This window comes from Isoptericola sp. NPDC019571 (assembly GCF_044389385.1).
Lineage (GTDB): Bacteria > Actinomycetota > Actinomycetes > Actinomycetales > Cellulomonadaceae > Isoptericola > Isoptericola nanjingensis.
Genome location: NZ_JBIRXZ010000005.1, coordinates 254,186 through 269,151 on the forward strand (window position 1 = coordinate 254,186; position 14,966 = coordinate 269,151).

Consider the following 14,966-nt stretch of genomic DNA (forward strand, 5'->3'; position numbering starts at 1 on the left):
GAGCGTAGTGGCTGCGCCGCCTACGCTGGGCGCATGCCTGCGCTGATCAACCCGAGCATCCTGTCGGCCGACTTCGCGAACCTCGAGCGCGACCTGGGGGCCATCGCCACCGCCGACTACGCCCACGTGGACGTCATGGACAACCACTTCGTGCCGAACCTCACGCTGGGCCTGCCGGTCTTCGAGCGGCTCGCGCAGGTCTCGCCGGTGCCGCTCGACGCACACCTGATGATCGAGGACCCGGACCGCTGGGCGCCCGCGTACGCGGAGGCCGGGGCCGCCTCGGTGACGTTCCACGCGGAGGCCGCCACGGCTCCGGTCCGCCTCGCGCGGGAGCTGCGGCGTCTGGGGGCGAGGGCGGGCGTCGCGCTCCGGCCGGCGACGCCGGTGGAGCCGTTCCTCGATCTCCTGCCGGAGATCGACATGATCCTCGTCATGACCGTGGAACCCGGCTTCGGCGGGCAGTCGTTCATCGACGGCACGCTGCCGAAGATCCGGCGCGCCCGGCAGGCGGTGGGGGAGTCGGGGCTGGACGTGTGGATCCAGGTCGACGGGGGAGTGTCGCGCGACACGATCGAGCGCGCGGCGGACGCGGGGGCGAACGTCTTCGTCGCGGGCTCCGCCGTCTACGGGGCGGAGGACGTACCGGCGGAGATCGAGGCGCTGCGGGATCTGGCGTCGGCGCACGCCCACTGATCCTCGGGGGGACTGGTCCCGGGTCCGCTTCTCCTCACAAAAATAGTGTGCCAAGCGCCATGAACGACTGGAACTCACCGTCCCGAGGGACGAAACCCCGCCCGGAGCCCGGGGTCCCGGCGTCTAGGCTGAACGGGTGAAGACGTTCGACTCCCTGTTCGCCGAGCTGACCGAGAAGGCCACGACCCGCCCCGCCGGGTCGGGGACCGTGGCCGAGCTGGACGCCGGCGTGCATGCGATCGGGAAGAAGATCGTGGAGGAGGCGGCCGAGGTCTGGATGGCCGCCGAGCACGAGACCGACGAGGCGGCCGCGGAGGAGATCTCGCAGCTGCTGTACCACCTGCAGGTGCTCATGCTGGCCAAGGGGCTGACGCTCGAGGACGTGTACGCGCATCTGTGAGCGCCCGGACCGGGGTCGCACCGTCACGGTGCGGCCCCGACGTCCGTCGCGCGCGCCCAGCCGCCCGACACGTCCCGACCTGATCAGAACGAGGTAACGCAGTGCTCCGTATCGCCGTCCCCAACAAGGGGTCCCTCTCCGTCCCGGCCTCCGACATGCTGCGCGAGGCGGGCTACCGCCAGCGCCGCGACACCCGCGAGCTCGTGCTCGCCGACCCGGACAACGGCGCCGAGTTCTTCTTCCTGCGCCCGCGCGACGTCGCGGTGTACGTGGGGTCCGGCACCGTCGACGTCGGCATCACCGGCCGCGACCTGCTGCTCGACTCGGGGGCGGACGCCGTCGAGCACCTGCCGCTGGGCTTCGCCGCGTCGACGTTCCGGTTCGCCGCGCCGGCGGGCACCATCACCGACGTCGACCAGATCGCGGGACGCCGGGTGGCGTCCTCGTACGACACCCTGGTCCGGTCCTACCTGCGCGAGCGGGGGATCGAGCCGTCGGCGGTGGTGCACCTCGACGGCGCGGTGGAGAGCTCCGTGCGCCTGGGCGTCGCGGACGTCATCGCCGACGTCGTCGAGACGGGCACCACGCTGCGCGCGGCGGGCCTGGAGGTGTTCGGTGAGCCGATCCTGCGCTCCGAGGCGCTGCTCATCCGCCGCAGCGACGTCGCGGAGCCGGCCGGGCTGGACGTGCTCACCCGGCGCCTGCAGGGCGTCATCACCGCGCACGAGTACGTGCTCATGGACTACGACGTGCCGATGGAGCTCGTGGACGCCGCCGTGGCGGTGACCCCCGGCTTCGAGTCGCCCACCGTGTCGCCGCTGCACAACGGCGAGTCGGCGGCGGTGCGGTCGATGGTGAAGCGCTCGGAGACGAACCGCGTGATGGACGCGCTGTACGAGGTGGGGGCGCGCGGCATCATCGTGACCTCCATCCACGCCAGCCGCCTGTGACCTGGCGGGTCGGCGCCCGCCGGCCTGTCGAGCACGCGCGCGCGGTGGCAGCGTGGTCGGCATGAGCGCGTCACGCTTCCGCACGTTCCGCCCGCTGTGGGGCCAGGTCTCGGCCTGGTTCGTGTGGGTGGTCGCCGCGGTCGGGAGCGTCGTGGTCGGCCTCAGCTCGAACGGGCCGATGGGCGCGGCCGCGGTGAACAAGGTCTCCTTCATCGTCTTCGCGCTCGGCGTCACCTGGCTGCTGTGGCGGCTCGGCGGCGTGCATGCCGTCCCGTCGGAGGAGGGTCTGCGGGTCCGCAACCTCGTCCGCTCCCGGACGCTCGCGTGGGCGGAGATCGTCGAGGTGCGGCTCGGCCCCGACGACCCGTGGGTGCGGCTCGACCTCGCCGACGGCGGCACGATCGCCGTCATGGGCATCCAGCGCGCCGACGGCGAGCGGGGGATGGCGGAGGCGCGGCGGCTGAGGTCCCTCGTCGTGAGCCTCGGCGAGGCGCCGGACCGCACCTGACCGCCTTCGCCACCGCCGCGACACGACGAAGCCCCGCGAGCCGTGCGGTTCGCGGGGCTTCGTCGTGTCGCGGGCAGGCCGCCCGGTGCGTCAGGCCGTGCGGGCCGGACGACGGTCGGTGCGGGGCCGCTCCGTGCGCGGGGCGCGGCGCTCCGGCGCGCCCTTGTCGACGGAGATGCGGAGCGCCTTGCCGGCCACGTGGGCGCGGCCGATCCGGTTCATGTCGGCGTCGTCGAGCGGCCGCGTGATGTCGACCAGCGAGAAGTTGCCGAAGATGTCGATCTTGCCGATGTCGCTGCCCGACAGGCCGCCCTCGTGCGTGAGCGCCCCGACGATGCCGCGCGGCTGCGCGCCGTGCGTGTGGCCGACGGAGATGCGGTAGCGCGTGCCGGCGGCAGGACGGCGGATGCCGCGGCCGCGGTCGTCCCGGTCGCGGTCCGAGCGGGGGTGGCGGCCGGTGCGGTCGCCGTCGCGCTCGGTCCGCTCGGCGCGGTGCGTCTCGCGGGTGCGCCCGCCCTTGGCCTCGGCCCGCTCGCGCTCGTGCTCCTCCTGGGCTGCGCGCTGCTGGGGGCCGTCGTCCCCGACCGCGAGCGCCAGGAGGGCGGCCGCGACCTGCAGGGCGTCGTCGCCACCCTCGACGGGGGCCGGCGTGCCCTCGGCGTCCGCGGCGTCGGACGCGGAGCCGGCGCGCTCCTGGAGCATCCGGGTGTACAGGTCGAGGCGGCCGGCCTCGATGCGCGTGCCGACGGCGTCGAGGAGGCGACGGGCGCGGTGCTCCGAGACGTCGCGGGGCGAGGGGATCTCGACCTCGGCGAGCGTCGTGCGGATGGTCCGCTCGATGTGCTTGAGCTTGCCGCGCTCATGGGGCGTGACGAACGACAGGGCGCGCCCGGTGCGCCCGGCGCGGCCGGTGCGCCCGATGCGGTGCACGTAGGCCTCGGGCTCGCGGGGGATGTCGAAGTTGACGACGAGGCCGATGCGGTCGACGTCGAGGCCGCGGGCGGCGACGTCGGTGGCGACGAGCACGTCGAGGGCGCCGGACTTGAGGCGCTCGACGATCTTCTCGCGCTCCTTCTGGGCGACGTCGCCGGAGATGGTGGCGGCGGAGGTGCCGCGCTCCACGAGGGCGGCGCCGACCTCCTCGGCGTCCTTGCGGGTGCGGGTGAAGACGATGGTGGCGTCGGCGTCGGAGGTGGCGAGCACCCGGACGAGGGAGCCGATCTTGTGCCGGAAGGGCACGACGGCGTAGGTCTGCTCGACGGTCGACACGGTGGAGGACTGACGGGAGACGGCGATCGCGACGGGGTCGGTGAGGTGGGTCTCGGCGACGGCGCGGATCGCGGGAGGCATGGTCGCGGAGAACAGGGCGACCTGTCGCTTCGCGGGCGCCTGGCCGAAGATCGTCTCGACGTCCTCGGCGAAGCCCATGCGGAGCATCTCGTCGGCCTCGTCGAGGACGAGGAACTTGACCCCGTCGAGGGAGAGGGTGCCCCGCTCGAGGTGGTCCATGACGCGGCCGGGGGTGCCGACGACGACGTGCACGCCGTCGCGCAGGGCGCGCTGCTGCGGCTGGTAGGGGGAGCCGCCGTACACGGAGGTGACGCGCACCCCGGGCAGGTGGGTGGCGAACGACTCGACGGCCTCGGCGACCTGGAGCGCGAGCTCGCGGGTGGGGGCGAGGACGAGGGCCTGCACGTGCCCGCCGGCGACGGAGGCCTGCGGGTCGAGTGCGGCGAGCAGCGGGATGCCGAAGGCGGCGGTCTTGCCGGTGCCGGTCTGGGCGACGCCGGTGATGTCGCGGCCGGCGAGGAGCTCGGGGATGGCGCGCGCCTGGATGGGCGACGGCGTCGTGAACCCGAGGTCGTCGACGGCGGCCTGCAGCGGTGCGGGGAGGCCGAGGTCGGCGAACGTGGGGTCCTGCCCGGTGGTCTGCCCGGAGGTGGGCTCGGTGGGCAGGGTGGAGTCAGGGGTGCTCAAGAGGGGTCACCGTTCTGTGGGTGGTGGGGGAGGAGTCCTGTACCGCCGAGGAGGCGGCACGGTCGCTCGGTCCCGGACACACACCAGCCCCGCTCTGAGCGGGGCACAACGAACACGCGGGAGGCACGACGAACTCCGAAGGTGGTCCCAGTCTACCGGCCGGGGCCGGTGGTCGTCCGGCGGGTGCCGGTGAGTTCGGCCACTGGGCGCAGGGCTCGTGCGTAGGATGTGCCCCGTGCAGGAGGGCCAGGAGATCAGCAGCCGGGTCTTCACGATCCCGAACCTGGTGAGCTTGCTGCGCCTGGCCCTGGTGCCGGTGTTCGCGGTGCTGATCGTGGTGGGCGAGGACGTGTGGGCCCTCGCGGTCCTGGCCTTCTCCGGCTTCACGGACTGGCTGGACGGCGTGCTGGCGCGGCGGCTGCACCAGGTGACGCGGCTGGGGCAGATGCTCGACCCGGCGGCGGACCGCCTCTTCATCTTCGTCACCCTGATCGGCCTGACCTGGCGGGACGTGATCCCGCTGTGGATCCTCGTGGTGATCGTGGCCCGGGACGTGATGCTCGCGTGCCTGCTGCCGGTGCTCGCGCGGCACGGGTACGGGCCGCTGCCGGTGAGCTTCGTGGGCAAGGCCGGGACGTTCGCGCTCCTGTACGCGTTCCCGCTGCTCCTCCTGGCGACGGTGCCGGGTGGGGTCGGCGCGGCGGCGCACGTCGTGGGCTGGGCGTTCACGTGGTGGGGCGTCGGCCTGTACTGGGTGGCGGGCGTGCAGTACCTGCGGCAGGCGCGCGAGCTGCTGGTGGCCGCGAGCGCCGGGCCCGACGTCGAGGGCTCGGGGGGCGAGGCGTGACGGCGCCGGTGCGCGCGCCGGGGCGCCGTCGCCCGGACGAGTCGATGACCCTGCTGGTCGAGGTGATGGAGAAGCCTCTCGACCCGGGGTACGCGGAGGAGGCCGAGCGGCGCGCGGAGGCGGCGCGGGCCGGGCGCCCGACGGGACGGCGGGGGCTCTCCGTCGTGCTCCTGCTGCTGCTGGCCGCCCTGCTGGGTCTGCTGACCGTGTCCGCGGCGCGCCAGCTGCGAGCGCCCCAGGCCGAGGTGGCGGCGGCGCGCGAGGTGCTGGAGACGCAGATCGTGGACCGGCGCGACGAGGTGGACGCGCTGCAGGCCCGGTCGGTGGCGCTGAGCGACGAGATCGAGGCGTTGCAGCACACCGCTCTCGCCAGCGAGGACCCGGGCCTCCTGCAGACGCTCCAGCGCGACGGCGTGGTGAGCGGGTCGGCGGCGGTCAGCGGTCCGGGCCTGGTGGTCTCCCTGTCCGACGGTGACGCCGCGCAGTCCGAGTCCGACCCCGACGCGAGCGCCCGGGTGCGGGACGCGGACGTGCAGACCGTGGTGAACGCCCTGTGGGCTGCAGGCGCGGAGGCGATCTCGGTGGACGACCAGCGGCTGACGTCGCTGTCCGCGATCCGCAACGCCGGTGACGCCATCCTGGTGGACCTCGTGCCGCTCCCGGGGCCGACCTACACGATCCGGGCGATCGGTGACCCTGACGACATGCAGACCGCGTACGCTCGCTCCGGCGCCCCGGCGTACCTGCAGCTGCTGGGGTCGCGCTACGGGATCCAGTCGAGCGTGACCCCGCAGAGCGACCTGTCGCTGCCGGGCGTGGGGAACCAGACCCTGCGGTACGCGTCGCCGTCGGGTGCGGGGGAGTCCTCGCAGCCGGGCGACGACGCCCAGGGGGCACCGCAGAGCACACGTGAGAGCACATCGCCGGGGACGTCGCAGAGGACGTCGTCGTCCGACACCGAGGAGGAACGCTCATGATCGCCGCGATCGGGCTCGTGATCGGCGTGATCGCCGGGCTGGTGCTGCAGCCGACCGTGCCGGTGGCGTTGCAGCCCTATCTTCCGATCGCGGTCGTGGCCGCGCTGGACGCCTTGTTCGGGGGCCTCCGCGCCAAGCTCGACGGCCTGTTCGACGACAAGGTGTTCCTGGTGTCGTTCCTGTCGAACGTGGTCGTGGCGGCGTTCATCGTGTTCCTGGGCGACCAGCTGGGCGTGGGTGCGCAGCTGTCGACCGCGGTCGTGGTGGTGCTGGGCATCCGGATCTTCTCGAATGCGGCGGCCATCCGCCGCCACCTGTTCAAGGCGTGAGCGGCGGATGAGCGACCCGAAGGGCGACCGCCCCGACACCCCCGACGTCGCCGGCACCGACGACGACGCCACCGCCGGGACCCCGTCGTCGGGCGCCACGGATGGTGGCATCGACGACGGCGCGGGCACCGCCCCGAGCGCCGGGCCCTCCCAGGACCGCGACGCCCGCGAGACCCCCGGCGCGGAGGACGAGCAGTCCGACGTCGCGGAGGAAGCGGATCTCCCGGAGGAGGCCGCGCCCCTTGCCGTCCCTTCCGACGAGGCACCGGTCGACGTCCCCTCCACGCAGGCCGACACCTCTGCGGAGGGCGCTGCCCTCGGTGCCGAGCCTGCGGACGACGAGGAACCGGTGACCAGCGCCGCGCCGCTCGTCGACGCGTCCGTGCCGCCTGCGGACGACGGCACGGACGACGAGACCGACGGGGCGCCGCCGCCCCCGATCGAGACTCCGGCCGTGATCGAGACTCCGGCCGTGACGGACGTCGGACCGGGGCACGACGAGCAGGGGCACCATGAGCCGGAGAGCGCGGACCCCGCCGACGAGAGCCCGGCCGGGGGCACCGAGGCGCCGGCTGGTGCGAGGCCCCTGACCGGGACTCCGACGAGCGAGCCGGCGACCGAGCCCACGGCCGACGGGACCGACGGGACCGCGGACCCCGCACCGAGCGGCTGGCGCCGGCTCGGGGCGGCGCTGCGCCCCCGGGCGAGCCGGTCCCAGGTGCTGGCGGGCGTGCTGTGCGCCGCGCTGGGGTTCGCGCTGGTCGTGCAGGTGCAGCAGTCGGCGTCGGACCAGCTGTCGTCGGCCCGGCAGGAGGACCTGGTGCGCCTGCTCGACGAGGTCACGGACCGGGCGCAGCAGCTCGGTGACGAGGTCTCGGGGCTGGAGGCGACGCGCGACGAGCTGGAGTCCGGCTCCGGGCAGGCGCGGTCGGCCCTCGAGCTGGCGGAGCAGCGTGCGGAGTCCGAGGGCATCCTGTCGGGACGGCTGCCGGCGCAGGGCCCGGGCGTGCGGGTCACGATCCAGGACCCGGGCGCCGCGCTGAAGGCGTCACAGATGTTCAACGTGCTGGAGGAGCTGCGCAACGCGGGTGCGGAGGTCGTCGAGCTCAACGGGGTGCGGCTCGTCACGTCCACCTGGTTCGAGGACGAGGGGAACGCGATCGTCGTCGACGGGACGTCCCTGTCCTCCCCGTACGAGTGGACCGTCATCGGCGACCCCGAGACGATGGACCGCGCGCTGGAGATCCCGGGCGGCGCGCTCGCGACGGTGCGCACGGCGGGCGCCGAGGCGTCGACGGCCCGCGAGGACGCGGTGAAGATCACGGCGGTCACGCCGCCGCAGGAGCCCGAGTACGCCCAGCCGGAGCGCGAGCGCGGCTGACGAGTCCGACGTGCGGTCGGGCGTGCCCTCCGGAGGTGGGCGGGCTTCCCGCCCGTGCCCCGGTCGGGGTAGGTTTGTCGGACGACGGCGCACGTCGGACGCACAGTCGGCCTTCCGGGGGCACCGGTCTTCGGGCCGGCCGGCAGCGTCGCCCGACCCACCGGCCCGACCTCACAGGAGGACTGATGACGGACCCCCGCTCTCTTCCGCCGCACCAAGCGGCCGCGGACACCACCGCGCACCTGGGGCGCGTGGGCGCGCCCGCGGAGGAGCAGGCGTTCCGGATCCCGCTCACCGCCGAGGAGGCCGCCGCCGTCGCGGCACTGCCGCGGCACTCGGCGCTCCTGGTGGTGCAGTACGGCTCCGGAGCGGTCGGGGAGCGTTTCCTGCTGGACTCCGACCGCGCGGTCGCCGGCCGCAGCGAGCAGGCCGACATCTTCCTCGACGACGTGACGGTGTCGCGCAAGCACGCGGAGTTCGCCCGCGAGGGCGACCGCTTCGTCGTCCGGGACATCGGCTCGCTCAACGGCACGTACGTCAACCGGGAGCGCATCGACGCGGCGCCGCTGACCACGGGCGACGAGGTGCAGATCGGCAAGTTCCGCATGTCGTTCCACGCCAGCCCGCAGGCGCCGCGGGACCCGCAGGCGCCCGCGTCGTGACGGCGGCGCAGGCCGCGCAGGGCGAGGAGCCCGGCGGTGCGCCGGAACCCTGGCCGCGGGGGATCTCGCGCCAGGCGACGATGCGGATCTCCGACGTGCTCGCCCAGCTGGGCCCGGAGTTCCCGTCCGTCTCGCACTCCAAGCTGCGGTTCCTCGAGGACCAGGGACTGATCGACCCGGTGCGCACCCCGTCGGGCTACCGGCAGTACAGCCCCGCCGACGTCGAGCGCCTGCGGTTCGTGCTGACGGAGCAGCGGGACTCGTACCTGCCGCTGAAGGTCATCAAGGAGCGTCTCGCCGAGATGGACGCGGGGGAGCCCGCGCCCGGCCCGGCCCCCCGGCTCGCCGACGCGGGTGCCGCGACAGAGGTCGCCCGGCGGCGGTGGACGGTGGAGTCCGTCGCCGAGGCGACCGGCACGACGCCCCGTTTCGTGCAGGAGCTGGTGTCCGCGGGCGTGCTGCAGGCCCGGGCCGGCAGCCGGCTGGACGACGGCGCCCCCGACGTGGTGCGGATCGCGGCCCGGCTCGCGGAGCACGGCATCGAGCCGCGGCACCTGCGGTCGTTGCGCGCGTCGGCGGACCGGCACGTGGGCCTGGTCGACCAGCTGGTGGCGCCCTACCGCAGCCAGCAGACCCCGTCCGCACGCGCCCAGGGTGCGGAGCTGGCGGCCGAGGTGGGCGAGCTGCTCGCCCGCCTGCACTCGACATGGGTGCGCCAGGGGTCGAGCGACCTCGTCTGACCGGCCCGTCGCGGTCGCGGGCTGCGCCGTCGCGATCCGGCTCGCCCCCGGGCGACGTGCGGCACCGTGCGGACGTACCGTGGATCGGTGGAACCCGACGACGCGAGCGACGCCCCGATGGTCCCGGTGGAGGTCCTCGGGGTGCGGCAGCAGCAGCACGACCAGGAGATCGTCGTGCTGCTCCTGGACGCCGCCGCGAACCTCGCCGTCCCCATCGTCATCGGGGCGCGCGAGGCGTCGGCCATCGCGATGGCGCAGGCCGGGCTCGTGACCCCGCGCCCGATGACGCACGACCTGCTGCGGGACCTCCTCGGCGCGGTGGGCGTCGAGCTCGAGCGGGTCGAGATCGTCGCGCTCGACGGCGGGGTGTTCTTCGCCGAGCTCGTCCTGTCGAACGGCACCCGCCTCGACTCGCGCGCGTCGGACGCCATCGCCCTGGCGGTGCGGACGGGGAGCCCGGTGCTCTGCTCCGCCGAGGTGGTCGCCGTCGCCGGCGTCGAGGTGGTGGACGTCGAGCAGCAGCGCGAGGTGGAGAAGTTCCGCGACTTCCTGGACCACGCGACCGCGGCGGACTTCACGGCGCCCGGGGGACCGCACGAGCCGGGCACCCCACCGAACGGTGGGGAACGGCCTGACGACGCGCCCCCCTGACGTCGCCACGCCCGGACCGACCCTCGACCTCCGGTTGACGGTCGGACTCGGTTACCGTAGGAGCCGAACCCTCAAGTCGTGATCGACAGTTGAGGGACGGGCGCAGGCCCCGGCGCGGGGGCACGGCAGCGCGACACGCGGTCCCGCTCGGCGCCGACGTCGTTGACGACCCCCCAGGGGCGTCCTAGCGTGGAGTCGAACACCAGGAGGCACAGTGAACAGCAGCGGTGAGGCAAGCGTCCCCACGGGTGCTTCGGTGCCGCACGGCGCCCAGGGGCTCCTCTTCGGCGAGGACCTCACGGAGCAGGACGCCGCCACCGGGTACCGCGGCACCACGGCGTGCCGGGTCGCCGGGATCACCTACCGCCAGCTCGACTACTGGGCCCGCACCGGGCTCGTGGAGCCGTCCATCCGGCCTGCGACCGGCTCGGGCACGCACCGCCTGTACAGCTTCCGCGACATCCTCGTGCTCAAGGTGGTCAAGCGACTCCTCGACACCGGGGTCTCGCTGCACCAGATCCGCAGCGCTGTCACGCACCTGCGCGAGCGCGGCGTCGAGGACCTGGCGCAGATCACGCTCATGAGCGACGGCGCGTCCGTCTACGAGTGCACGTCGCCCGACGAGGTCGTGGACCTCGTCCAGGGCGGCCAGGGCGTGTTCGGCATCGCCGTGGGCCGCGTGTGGCGCGACATCGAGGGCACCCTGTCCGAGATGCCGACCGAGTCCCTCGAGGACGAGGAGCCCGCCGCGCACGAGGGCGACGAGCTCGCCGCCCGGCGCCGCGCACGCACCGCGGGCTGACAGCGTCAGCGTCCGCCAGCCGCCCCCCTCAGCGGGATCAGAGGAAGGGGCGCAGCGGTGACATGAGCCGCTCGGCGACCTTCGAGAGCGGGTGCCGGCGCTGCCACTCCGCGAGGGTCAGCTCCCGCGAGTTCGACTGGTCCATACGGAACGCGTCCTCGAGCTGCCCCGCGAGACCGTCGTCCACGACCTCGAGGTTGATCTCGTAGTTGCCCGTGAGGCTCAGCCGGTCGATGTTCGCGGTGCCGACCGTGGTCCAGCGCCCGTCGATCGTCGCGGTCTTCGCGTGGATCATCGCCCCCTGGTAGAGGAGGATCCGCACGCCGCCGCGCAGCAGCGTCGAGTAGTGGCCGCGGGCGAGCCAGTCGGCCACCACGTGGTTCGACCGTTCCGGCACGAGGACGCGCACGTCGACCCCGCGCGCCGCGGCCGCGAGCAGCCCCGCCTGGATGTCCTCGTCGGGGATGAAGTACGCCTGGGTGATGTACACGTGCGAGCAGGCGCGGTCGATCGCGTCGAGGTAGATGCCCCGGATGGGGAAGACGAGCTCCGAGGGCGCGTTGCGCGCCGCCCGCAGCTCGGGCAGCCACAGCGAGGAACCGACGTCCTGCAGGACCGGCAGGCGCGGCCCGCGCCACCGGTTCCAGAAGTCGACGAACGCGTTCCGCAGCTCCCACGCCGACGGGCCCGTGAGGCGCAGGTGCGTGTCGCGCCACTGCGTCGCGTAGAGGGAGCCGATGTTGTACCCGCCGACGAACGCGGTCTCGTCGTCGACGACGAGGATCTTGCGGTGGTCGCGGCCCGAGCGCCGCACGTCGAGCATCAGCAGCCCGGGCCGCATCGCGGGGAAGCGCAGCACGTGCACGCCGGGCAGGTCGTAGAAGCGCCGGGAGATCACGAGGTTCGCGAAGCCGTCGTAGACGACGTAGACCGCGACGCCGCGGGCCGCCGCCTCCACCAGAGCCTGCTTGAACTGGCGGCCGACCTCGTCGTCCTTCCAGATGTACGTCTCCAGGAAGATCTCCCGCTGCGCGCCGCGGATCGCCTCGAGCATCGCGTCGTAGAGGTCCGCGCCGTACGTGTAGAGCGTCGCGCTGGTGTCCTCGATCTCGGTCGACGACGGCGGGGCCGTGGGGAACGGCTCGTCGAGCGGGTACTGGTGGCGGCGGAACCGCTCCAGCCCCATCACCGTGGCCGCGGCCGCCACCGGGACCGCCGCGGCGAGCACCGCGCCGCGGGTCGCGTACCGGCGCAGGGCAGGCCAGTCGATCTGGACGCGGACGGGCTTGCGGAGGCGGCGGAAGCGAGGCGGCACGAGGCTCACCGTAGTCACGGGGCGTCGGCGCCGCGCGCCGAACTGTCGGGTACGTCGGTGATGTCACCCGCCGCCGCGGCGGTCGGTGCCTCTGCCGCGGTCGACGCGGGTGCGGCGAGGCCGGCCGAGAGCGGGTGCGATCGGATGGCCGCGGCAAGCTCGCCCTCGATCCGGTCGAGGTACACGCCGGTGGTGGCGATGGACCGGTGCCCGAGCAGCTCCGCGACGACCTTGACGTCCCAGCCCTCGGCCACCAGGAGGGTGGCCGTGGTGTGCCGCAGCGCGTGCGGCGTCGCGGGCCGGCGGTAGGGGGCGGGCATCCGCTCGACGGCGCGCGCGAGCAGGGCCCGCACCGTCTGCGTGTCGACGCGACGGCCGCGCCAGGTCAGCAGCAGGGCGCGCTGCGCGTCCGGGTCGTCGGCCCGTCGGGCCGCGAGCCGGGGCCGCAGCTCGTGCAGGTACTCCTCGAGCGCCGCGGCCAGGGGCGCGGAGAGCGCGACCGTCCGGATCGACCCGCCCTTGCCGACGATCCGCCACCGCGTCTCCTCGGGCTCGCGCGTGAAGTCCGCGACGTCCGCGCGGGCCAGCTCCGACACCCGCGGGCCGAGCACGAGGAGCAGCGCGACGACCAGGCGGTCGCGCAGCGCCAGCGCCTGGTCCGACCGCGCGGCGCGCGTCCCGGTCCCTGCCGCGGTCGCGGGCCGGTCGGGCACCGCTGACGCCTGCAGCAGGGCGCCCGCCGCCGACGCCGACAGCGCCGTCCGTTCCACCCGCAGGCGGTCGCGGGAGCGGGCGGGCGGCGCCGCCCACTGCATCGGGTCCGCCTGGACCCAACACTGCCGGGCCGCATGCGCGAAGAAGCGGCTCACCGACTGCCGGAACCGGTTGACCGTGGCGACCGAACGTCCGGGGGCACCCTTACGGCCCGGGTCGCTGTACCGGCCGTCGGGGCTGGCCTGGTAGCGCACGAGCGCGTCGTCGACGTCCTCGCCGGTCACGTCGTCGAGCACGCGGTCGTCGCCGACCAGGGCGGCGAACTCGCGCACGTCGCGCTCGTAGCTGCGTGCCGTGGCGGGCGAGAGGACCCCGCGCACGCTCTCCACCTGCACCGACGCGAGGTAACGGTCGGCGGCCGCGGCCACCGTGAGGCGGTTCAGACGGGGAGGGGCGACCACGGGACCAGGCTAGGCGGGCGCACCGACACGACCGGTGCACGGCGCCGAGCAGGGCCGCGAGCGCCGTGGGGTCGCCGGGCAGGACGTCGCCGCGCCAGGCGACGTGCTGGTCCTGGCGCGCGATGACGTACCGGGTGGCGTAGGAGGCGGGCACGAGGTCGTCGGGCACGACCACCGGCTCGATCGGCAGCCCGGCGGACCGGGCGGCGGTGACCCAGTCCTCCACTCGGCGTCGTGCTGACCGGAGCGGCCCGGCCGCGACGAGTGTGTACCACGGGCCCAGCCGGCTCTCCTGGGCGTCGCGGGGGAGCGGCGGGCTCAGACGTCGAAGAGGGTGGGGTGCTCGAGGTGCACCCCCTCGGCCTCGAGCATGCGCAGCTTGGTGCGCCGCCCACCGCGCGCGGAGAACCCGCCGACCTGGCGGCCCGCGGCGAGCACGCGGTGGCACGGCACGATCGGCGGGAACGGGTTGCGCCCGAGGGCCTGACCGACCGCCTGCGCCGCGCCGGGGGCGCCGAGCCGTGCCGCCACCTCGCCGTAGGTGAGGGTGTCGCCTGCCGGGATGGTGCGCACCACCTCGTACACGCGGCGGTCGAAGTCCGGGACGGCTGCGAGGTCGAGGTCGACGTCGGTCAGGTCGCCGGCGCCCGTCCCGAGCAGGCAGGCGACCTCGGCCACGACGCCGGCGATCGCGGGGTCCGGGTCGCTCTCGCGGGCGGCCGGGTACCACCGCGTGACGGCGGCGCGGGTGTTCTGCGCCGAGCCGTGGGGGAGTGCGGTGCCCACGACGGTGCCCGGCGCGCGCCACACGAGGGCGCAGTACCCGATCGCGGTGGGGAAGACGCAGAAGGCGAGCCCGCCGGGGGGAGTGGCCATGTCGCTCACCGTAGTCACGCCGTCCGACACGACACCGGCGGGGAGCGGGAGGGCGATCCTGCGGGGGTGCGGCCAGCCGATGCCGTGATCCGCGCGAGACCACTGTGTTGTGTCATACACAATGGTTTGAGGTGTATGTCCGAATCATCCTACCGCGCACCATGATGGATGGCGAGAGCCTTGCCGTCCGGTCGTCGTGAGCCCCGAGCGCACAAGGTCGGTGCGGCGCACCGTCTCGACGCCGCGGCGCGCCGCCGCCCGGGGGATCGGAGAGCGTTCGAGGACGAGGGGATCTCGTACGGCGTCGCCGGTGCGTATCGGACGCGCCGGACGAACGATTCGGACGGACACGTCAGGAAGAATCTGTACGCGCCGACGACGTCGTCGATGTCGGCGTGCGACGTCGTCCATGCCGGCGAGCCGCCGGACCCGCGCCGTGCATCGCGGCGATGTCGTCATCGCGGTCGTCGCCGCGCGCCCTGCGTGCACCCGTGGCGCGAGCTGCTCGTGCAGCGGTGGTGGACCGCACGCAGACCTGCGGTGACGGGTGTCATGCGAGCCTCGTCCCGCCGCCGCGAGGGAGGGGGTCCGGGCGGCTTCTTCTCGCGTAATGACATAATGTGCATTATCGGTTAACTGCATCGGGGCCTACGGACCCCGCTCGATCCCCAGAAACCGGC

Annotated in this window: 16 protein-coding genes; 12 read left to right on the forward strand and 4 right to left on the reverse strand. The window is 74.1% G+C overall.

Annotated elements, in window-relative coordinates; all coding sequences use genetic code 11:
• The first annotated feature begins 33 nt into the window (after nt 1–33).
• From rpe to ACH443_RS11420, 4 genes are all read left to right on the forward strand, one after another.
• The gene (rpe, locus tag ACH443_RS11405; protein WP_430590355.1) at nt 34–696 is read left to right on the forward strand and encodes a ribulose-phosphate 3-epimerase; all 663 of its coding nucleotides are present in this window, start codon (nt 34–36) and stop codon (nt 694–696) included.
• A 136-nt stretch (nt 697–832) separates the two neighbouring features.
• On the forward strand, nt 833–1,096 hold the full coding sequence (locus tag ACH443_RS11410; protein ID WP_079575216.1) for a phosphoribosyl-ATP diphosphatase: 264 nt from the start codon (nt 833–835) through the stop codon (nt 1,094–1,096).
• 101 nt (nt 1,097–1,197) lie between these two features.
• Nucleotides 1,198–2,046, forward strand: coding sequence for an ATP phosphoribosyltransferase (gene hisG / locus ACH443_RS11415; protein ID WP_429763524.1), 849 nt, complete (start codon nt 1,198–1,200; stop codon nt 2,044–2,046).
• Nucleotides 2,047–2,107: 61 nt separating this feature from the next.
• Complete coding sequence (locus tag ACH443_RS11420) at nt 2,108–2,554, forward strand: PH domain-containing protein (RefSeq protein ID WP_430590356.1); 447 nt, start codon at nt 2,108–2,110, stop codon at nt 2,552–2,554.
• Between the two features lie 90 nt (nt 2,555–2,644).
• On the opposite strand, the gene ACH443_RS11425 is transcribed toward ACH443_RS11420, so the two are convergent.
• Nucleotides 2,645–4,531, reverse strand: coding sequence for a DEAD/DEAH box helicase (locus ACH443_RS11425; RefSeq protein ID WP_429763522.1), 1,887 nt, complete (start codon nt 4,529–4,531; stop codon nt 2,645–2,647).
• 235 nt (nt 4,532–4,766) lie between these two features.
• On the opposite strand from ACH443_RS11425, the gene ACH443_RS11430 reads away from it, so the two are divergent.
• The 8 genes from ACH443_RS11430 to ACH443_RS11465 all read left to right on the forward strand — a co-directional run bounded on the left by ACH443_RS11430 (nt 4,767) and on the right by ACH443_RS11465 (nt 10,920).
• The gene (locus tag ACH443_RS11430; protein ID WP_429763521.1) at nt 4,767–5,378 is read left to right on the forward strand and encodes a CDP-alcohol phosphatidyltransferase family protein; all 612 of its coding nucleotides are present in this window, start codon (nt 4,767–4,769) and stop codon (nt 5,376–5,378) included.
• Nucleotides 5,375–6,355, forward strand: a complete 981-nt coding sequence (locus tag ACH443_RS11435; protein WP_429763520.1) for a DUF881 domain-containing protein — start codon at nt 5,375–5,377, stop codon at nt 6,353–6,355. Before ACH443_RS11430 ends, ACH443_RS11435 begins: the two co-directional genes overlap by 4 nt.
• Nucleotides 6,352–6,684 carry a small basic family protein gene (locus ACH443_RS11440; protein WP_079575212.1) on the forward strand — a complete coding sequence of 111 codons (333 nt, stop codon included), beginning with the start codon at nt 6,352–6,354 and terminating at the stop codon, nt 6,682–6,684. The genes ACH443_RS11435 and ACH443_RS11440 overlap by 4 nt, the downstream gene beginning before the upstream one ends.
• A gap of 7 nt (nt 6,685–6,691) precedes the next feature.
• Nucleotides 6,692–8,065 (forward strand): DUF881 domain-containing protein, encoded by a 1,374-nt coding sequence (locus ACH443_RS11445; protein ID WP_430590357.1) that lies wholly within the window; start codon nt 6,692–6,694, stop codon nt 8,063–8,065.
• 185 nt (nt 8,066–8,250) lie between these two features.
• Nucleotides 8,251–8,727: an FHA domain-containing protein gene (locus ACH443_RS11450; protein ID WP_430556788.1), complete on the forward strand. Its 477-nt coding sequence runs from the start codon at nt 8,251–8,253 to the stop codon at nt 8,725–8,727.
• Nucleotides 8,724–9,467, forward strand: a complete 744-nt coding sequence (locus tag ACH443_RS11455) for a MerR family transcriptional regulator (RefSeq protein WP_429763517.1) — start codon at nt 8,724–8,726, stop codon at nt 9,465–9,467. Before ACH443_RS11450 ends, ACH443_RS11455 begins: the two co-directional genes overlap by 4 nt.
• Before the next feature lie 117 nt (nt 9,468–9,584).
• Nucleotides 9,585–10,118 carry a bifunctional nuclease family protein gene (locus tag ACH443_RS11460; RefSeq protein ID WP_429763792.1) on the forward strand — a complete coding sequence of 178 codons (534 nt, stop codon included), beginning with the start codon at nt 9,585–9,587 and terminating at the stop codon, nt 10,116–10,118.
• 214 nt (nt 10,119–10,332) lie between these two features.
• Nucleotides 10,333–10,920 (forward strand): MerR family transcriptional regulator, encoded by a 588-nt coding sequence (locus ACH443_RS11465; protein WP_429763516.1) that lies wholly within the window; start codon nt 10,333–10,335, stop codon nt 10,918–10,920.
• 37 nt (nt 10,921–10,957) lie between these two features.
• On the opposite strand, the gene ACH443_RS11470 is transcribed toward ACH443_RS11465, so the two are convergent.
• From ACH443_RS11470 to ACH443_RS11480, 3 genes are all read right to left on the reverse strand, one after another.
• Nucleotides 10,958–12,235, reverse strand: coding sequence for a phospholipase D-like domain-containing protein (locus ACH443_RS11470; protein WP_429763515.1), 1,278 nt, complete (start codon nt 12,233–12,235; stop codon nt 10,958–10,960).
• Between the two features lie 14 nt (nt 12,236–12,249).
• On the reverse strand, nt 12,250–13,410 hold the full coding sequence (locus tag ACH443_RS11475; RefSeq protein ID WP_430590358.1) for a tyrosine-type recombinase/integrase: 1,161 nt from the start codon (nt 13,408–13,410) through the stop codon (nt 12,250–12,252).
• Between the two features lie 318 nt (nt 13,411–13,728).
• Complete coding sequence (locus ACH443_RS11480) at nt 13,729–14,286, reverse strand: methylated-DNA--[protein]-cysteine S-methyltransferase (RefSeq protein ID WP_430590359.1); 558 nt, start codon at nt 14,284–14,286, stop codon at nt 13,729–13,731.
• Nucleotides 14,287–14,966: the final 680 nt, after the last annotated feature.

What these genes read in the sequence shown, in the direction of transcription:
- rpe (WP_430590355.1), top strand. Translation starts at nt 34, where the DNA reads ATGCCTGCGCTGATCAACCCGAGCATCCTGTCGGCCGACTTCGCGAAC.
- ACH443_RS11450 (WP_430556788.1), top strand. Translation starts at nt 8,251, where the DNA reads ATGACGGACCCCCGCTCTCTTCCGCCGCACCAAGCGGCCGCGGACACC.
- ACH443_RS11460 (WP_429763792.1), top strand. Translation starts at nt 9,585, where the DNA reads ATGGTCCCGGTGGAGGTCCTCGGGGTGCGGCAGCAGCAGCACGACCAG.
- ACH443_RS11480 (WP_430590359.1), bottom strand. Translation starts at nt 14,286, where the DNA reads ATGGCCACTCCCCCCGGCGGGCTCGCCTTCTGCGTCTTCCCCACCGCG.
- ACH443_RS11420 (WP_430590356.1), top strand. Translation starts at nt 2,108, where the DNA reads ATGAGCGCGTCACGCTTCCGCACGTTCCGCCCGCTGTGGGGCCAGGTC.
- ACH443_RS11440 (WP_079575212.1), top strand. Translation starts at nt 6,352, where the DNA reads ATGATCGCCGCGATCGGGCTCGTGATCGGCGTGATCGCCGGGCTGGTG.
- ACH443_RS11445 (WP_430590357.1), top strand. Translation starts at nt 6,692, where the DNA reads ATGAGCGACCCGAAGGGCGACCGCCCCGACACCCCCGACGTCGCCGGC.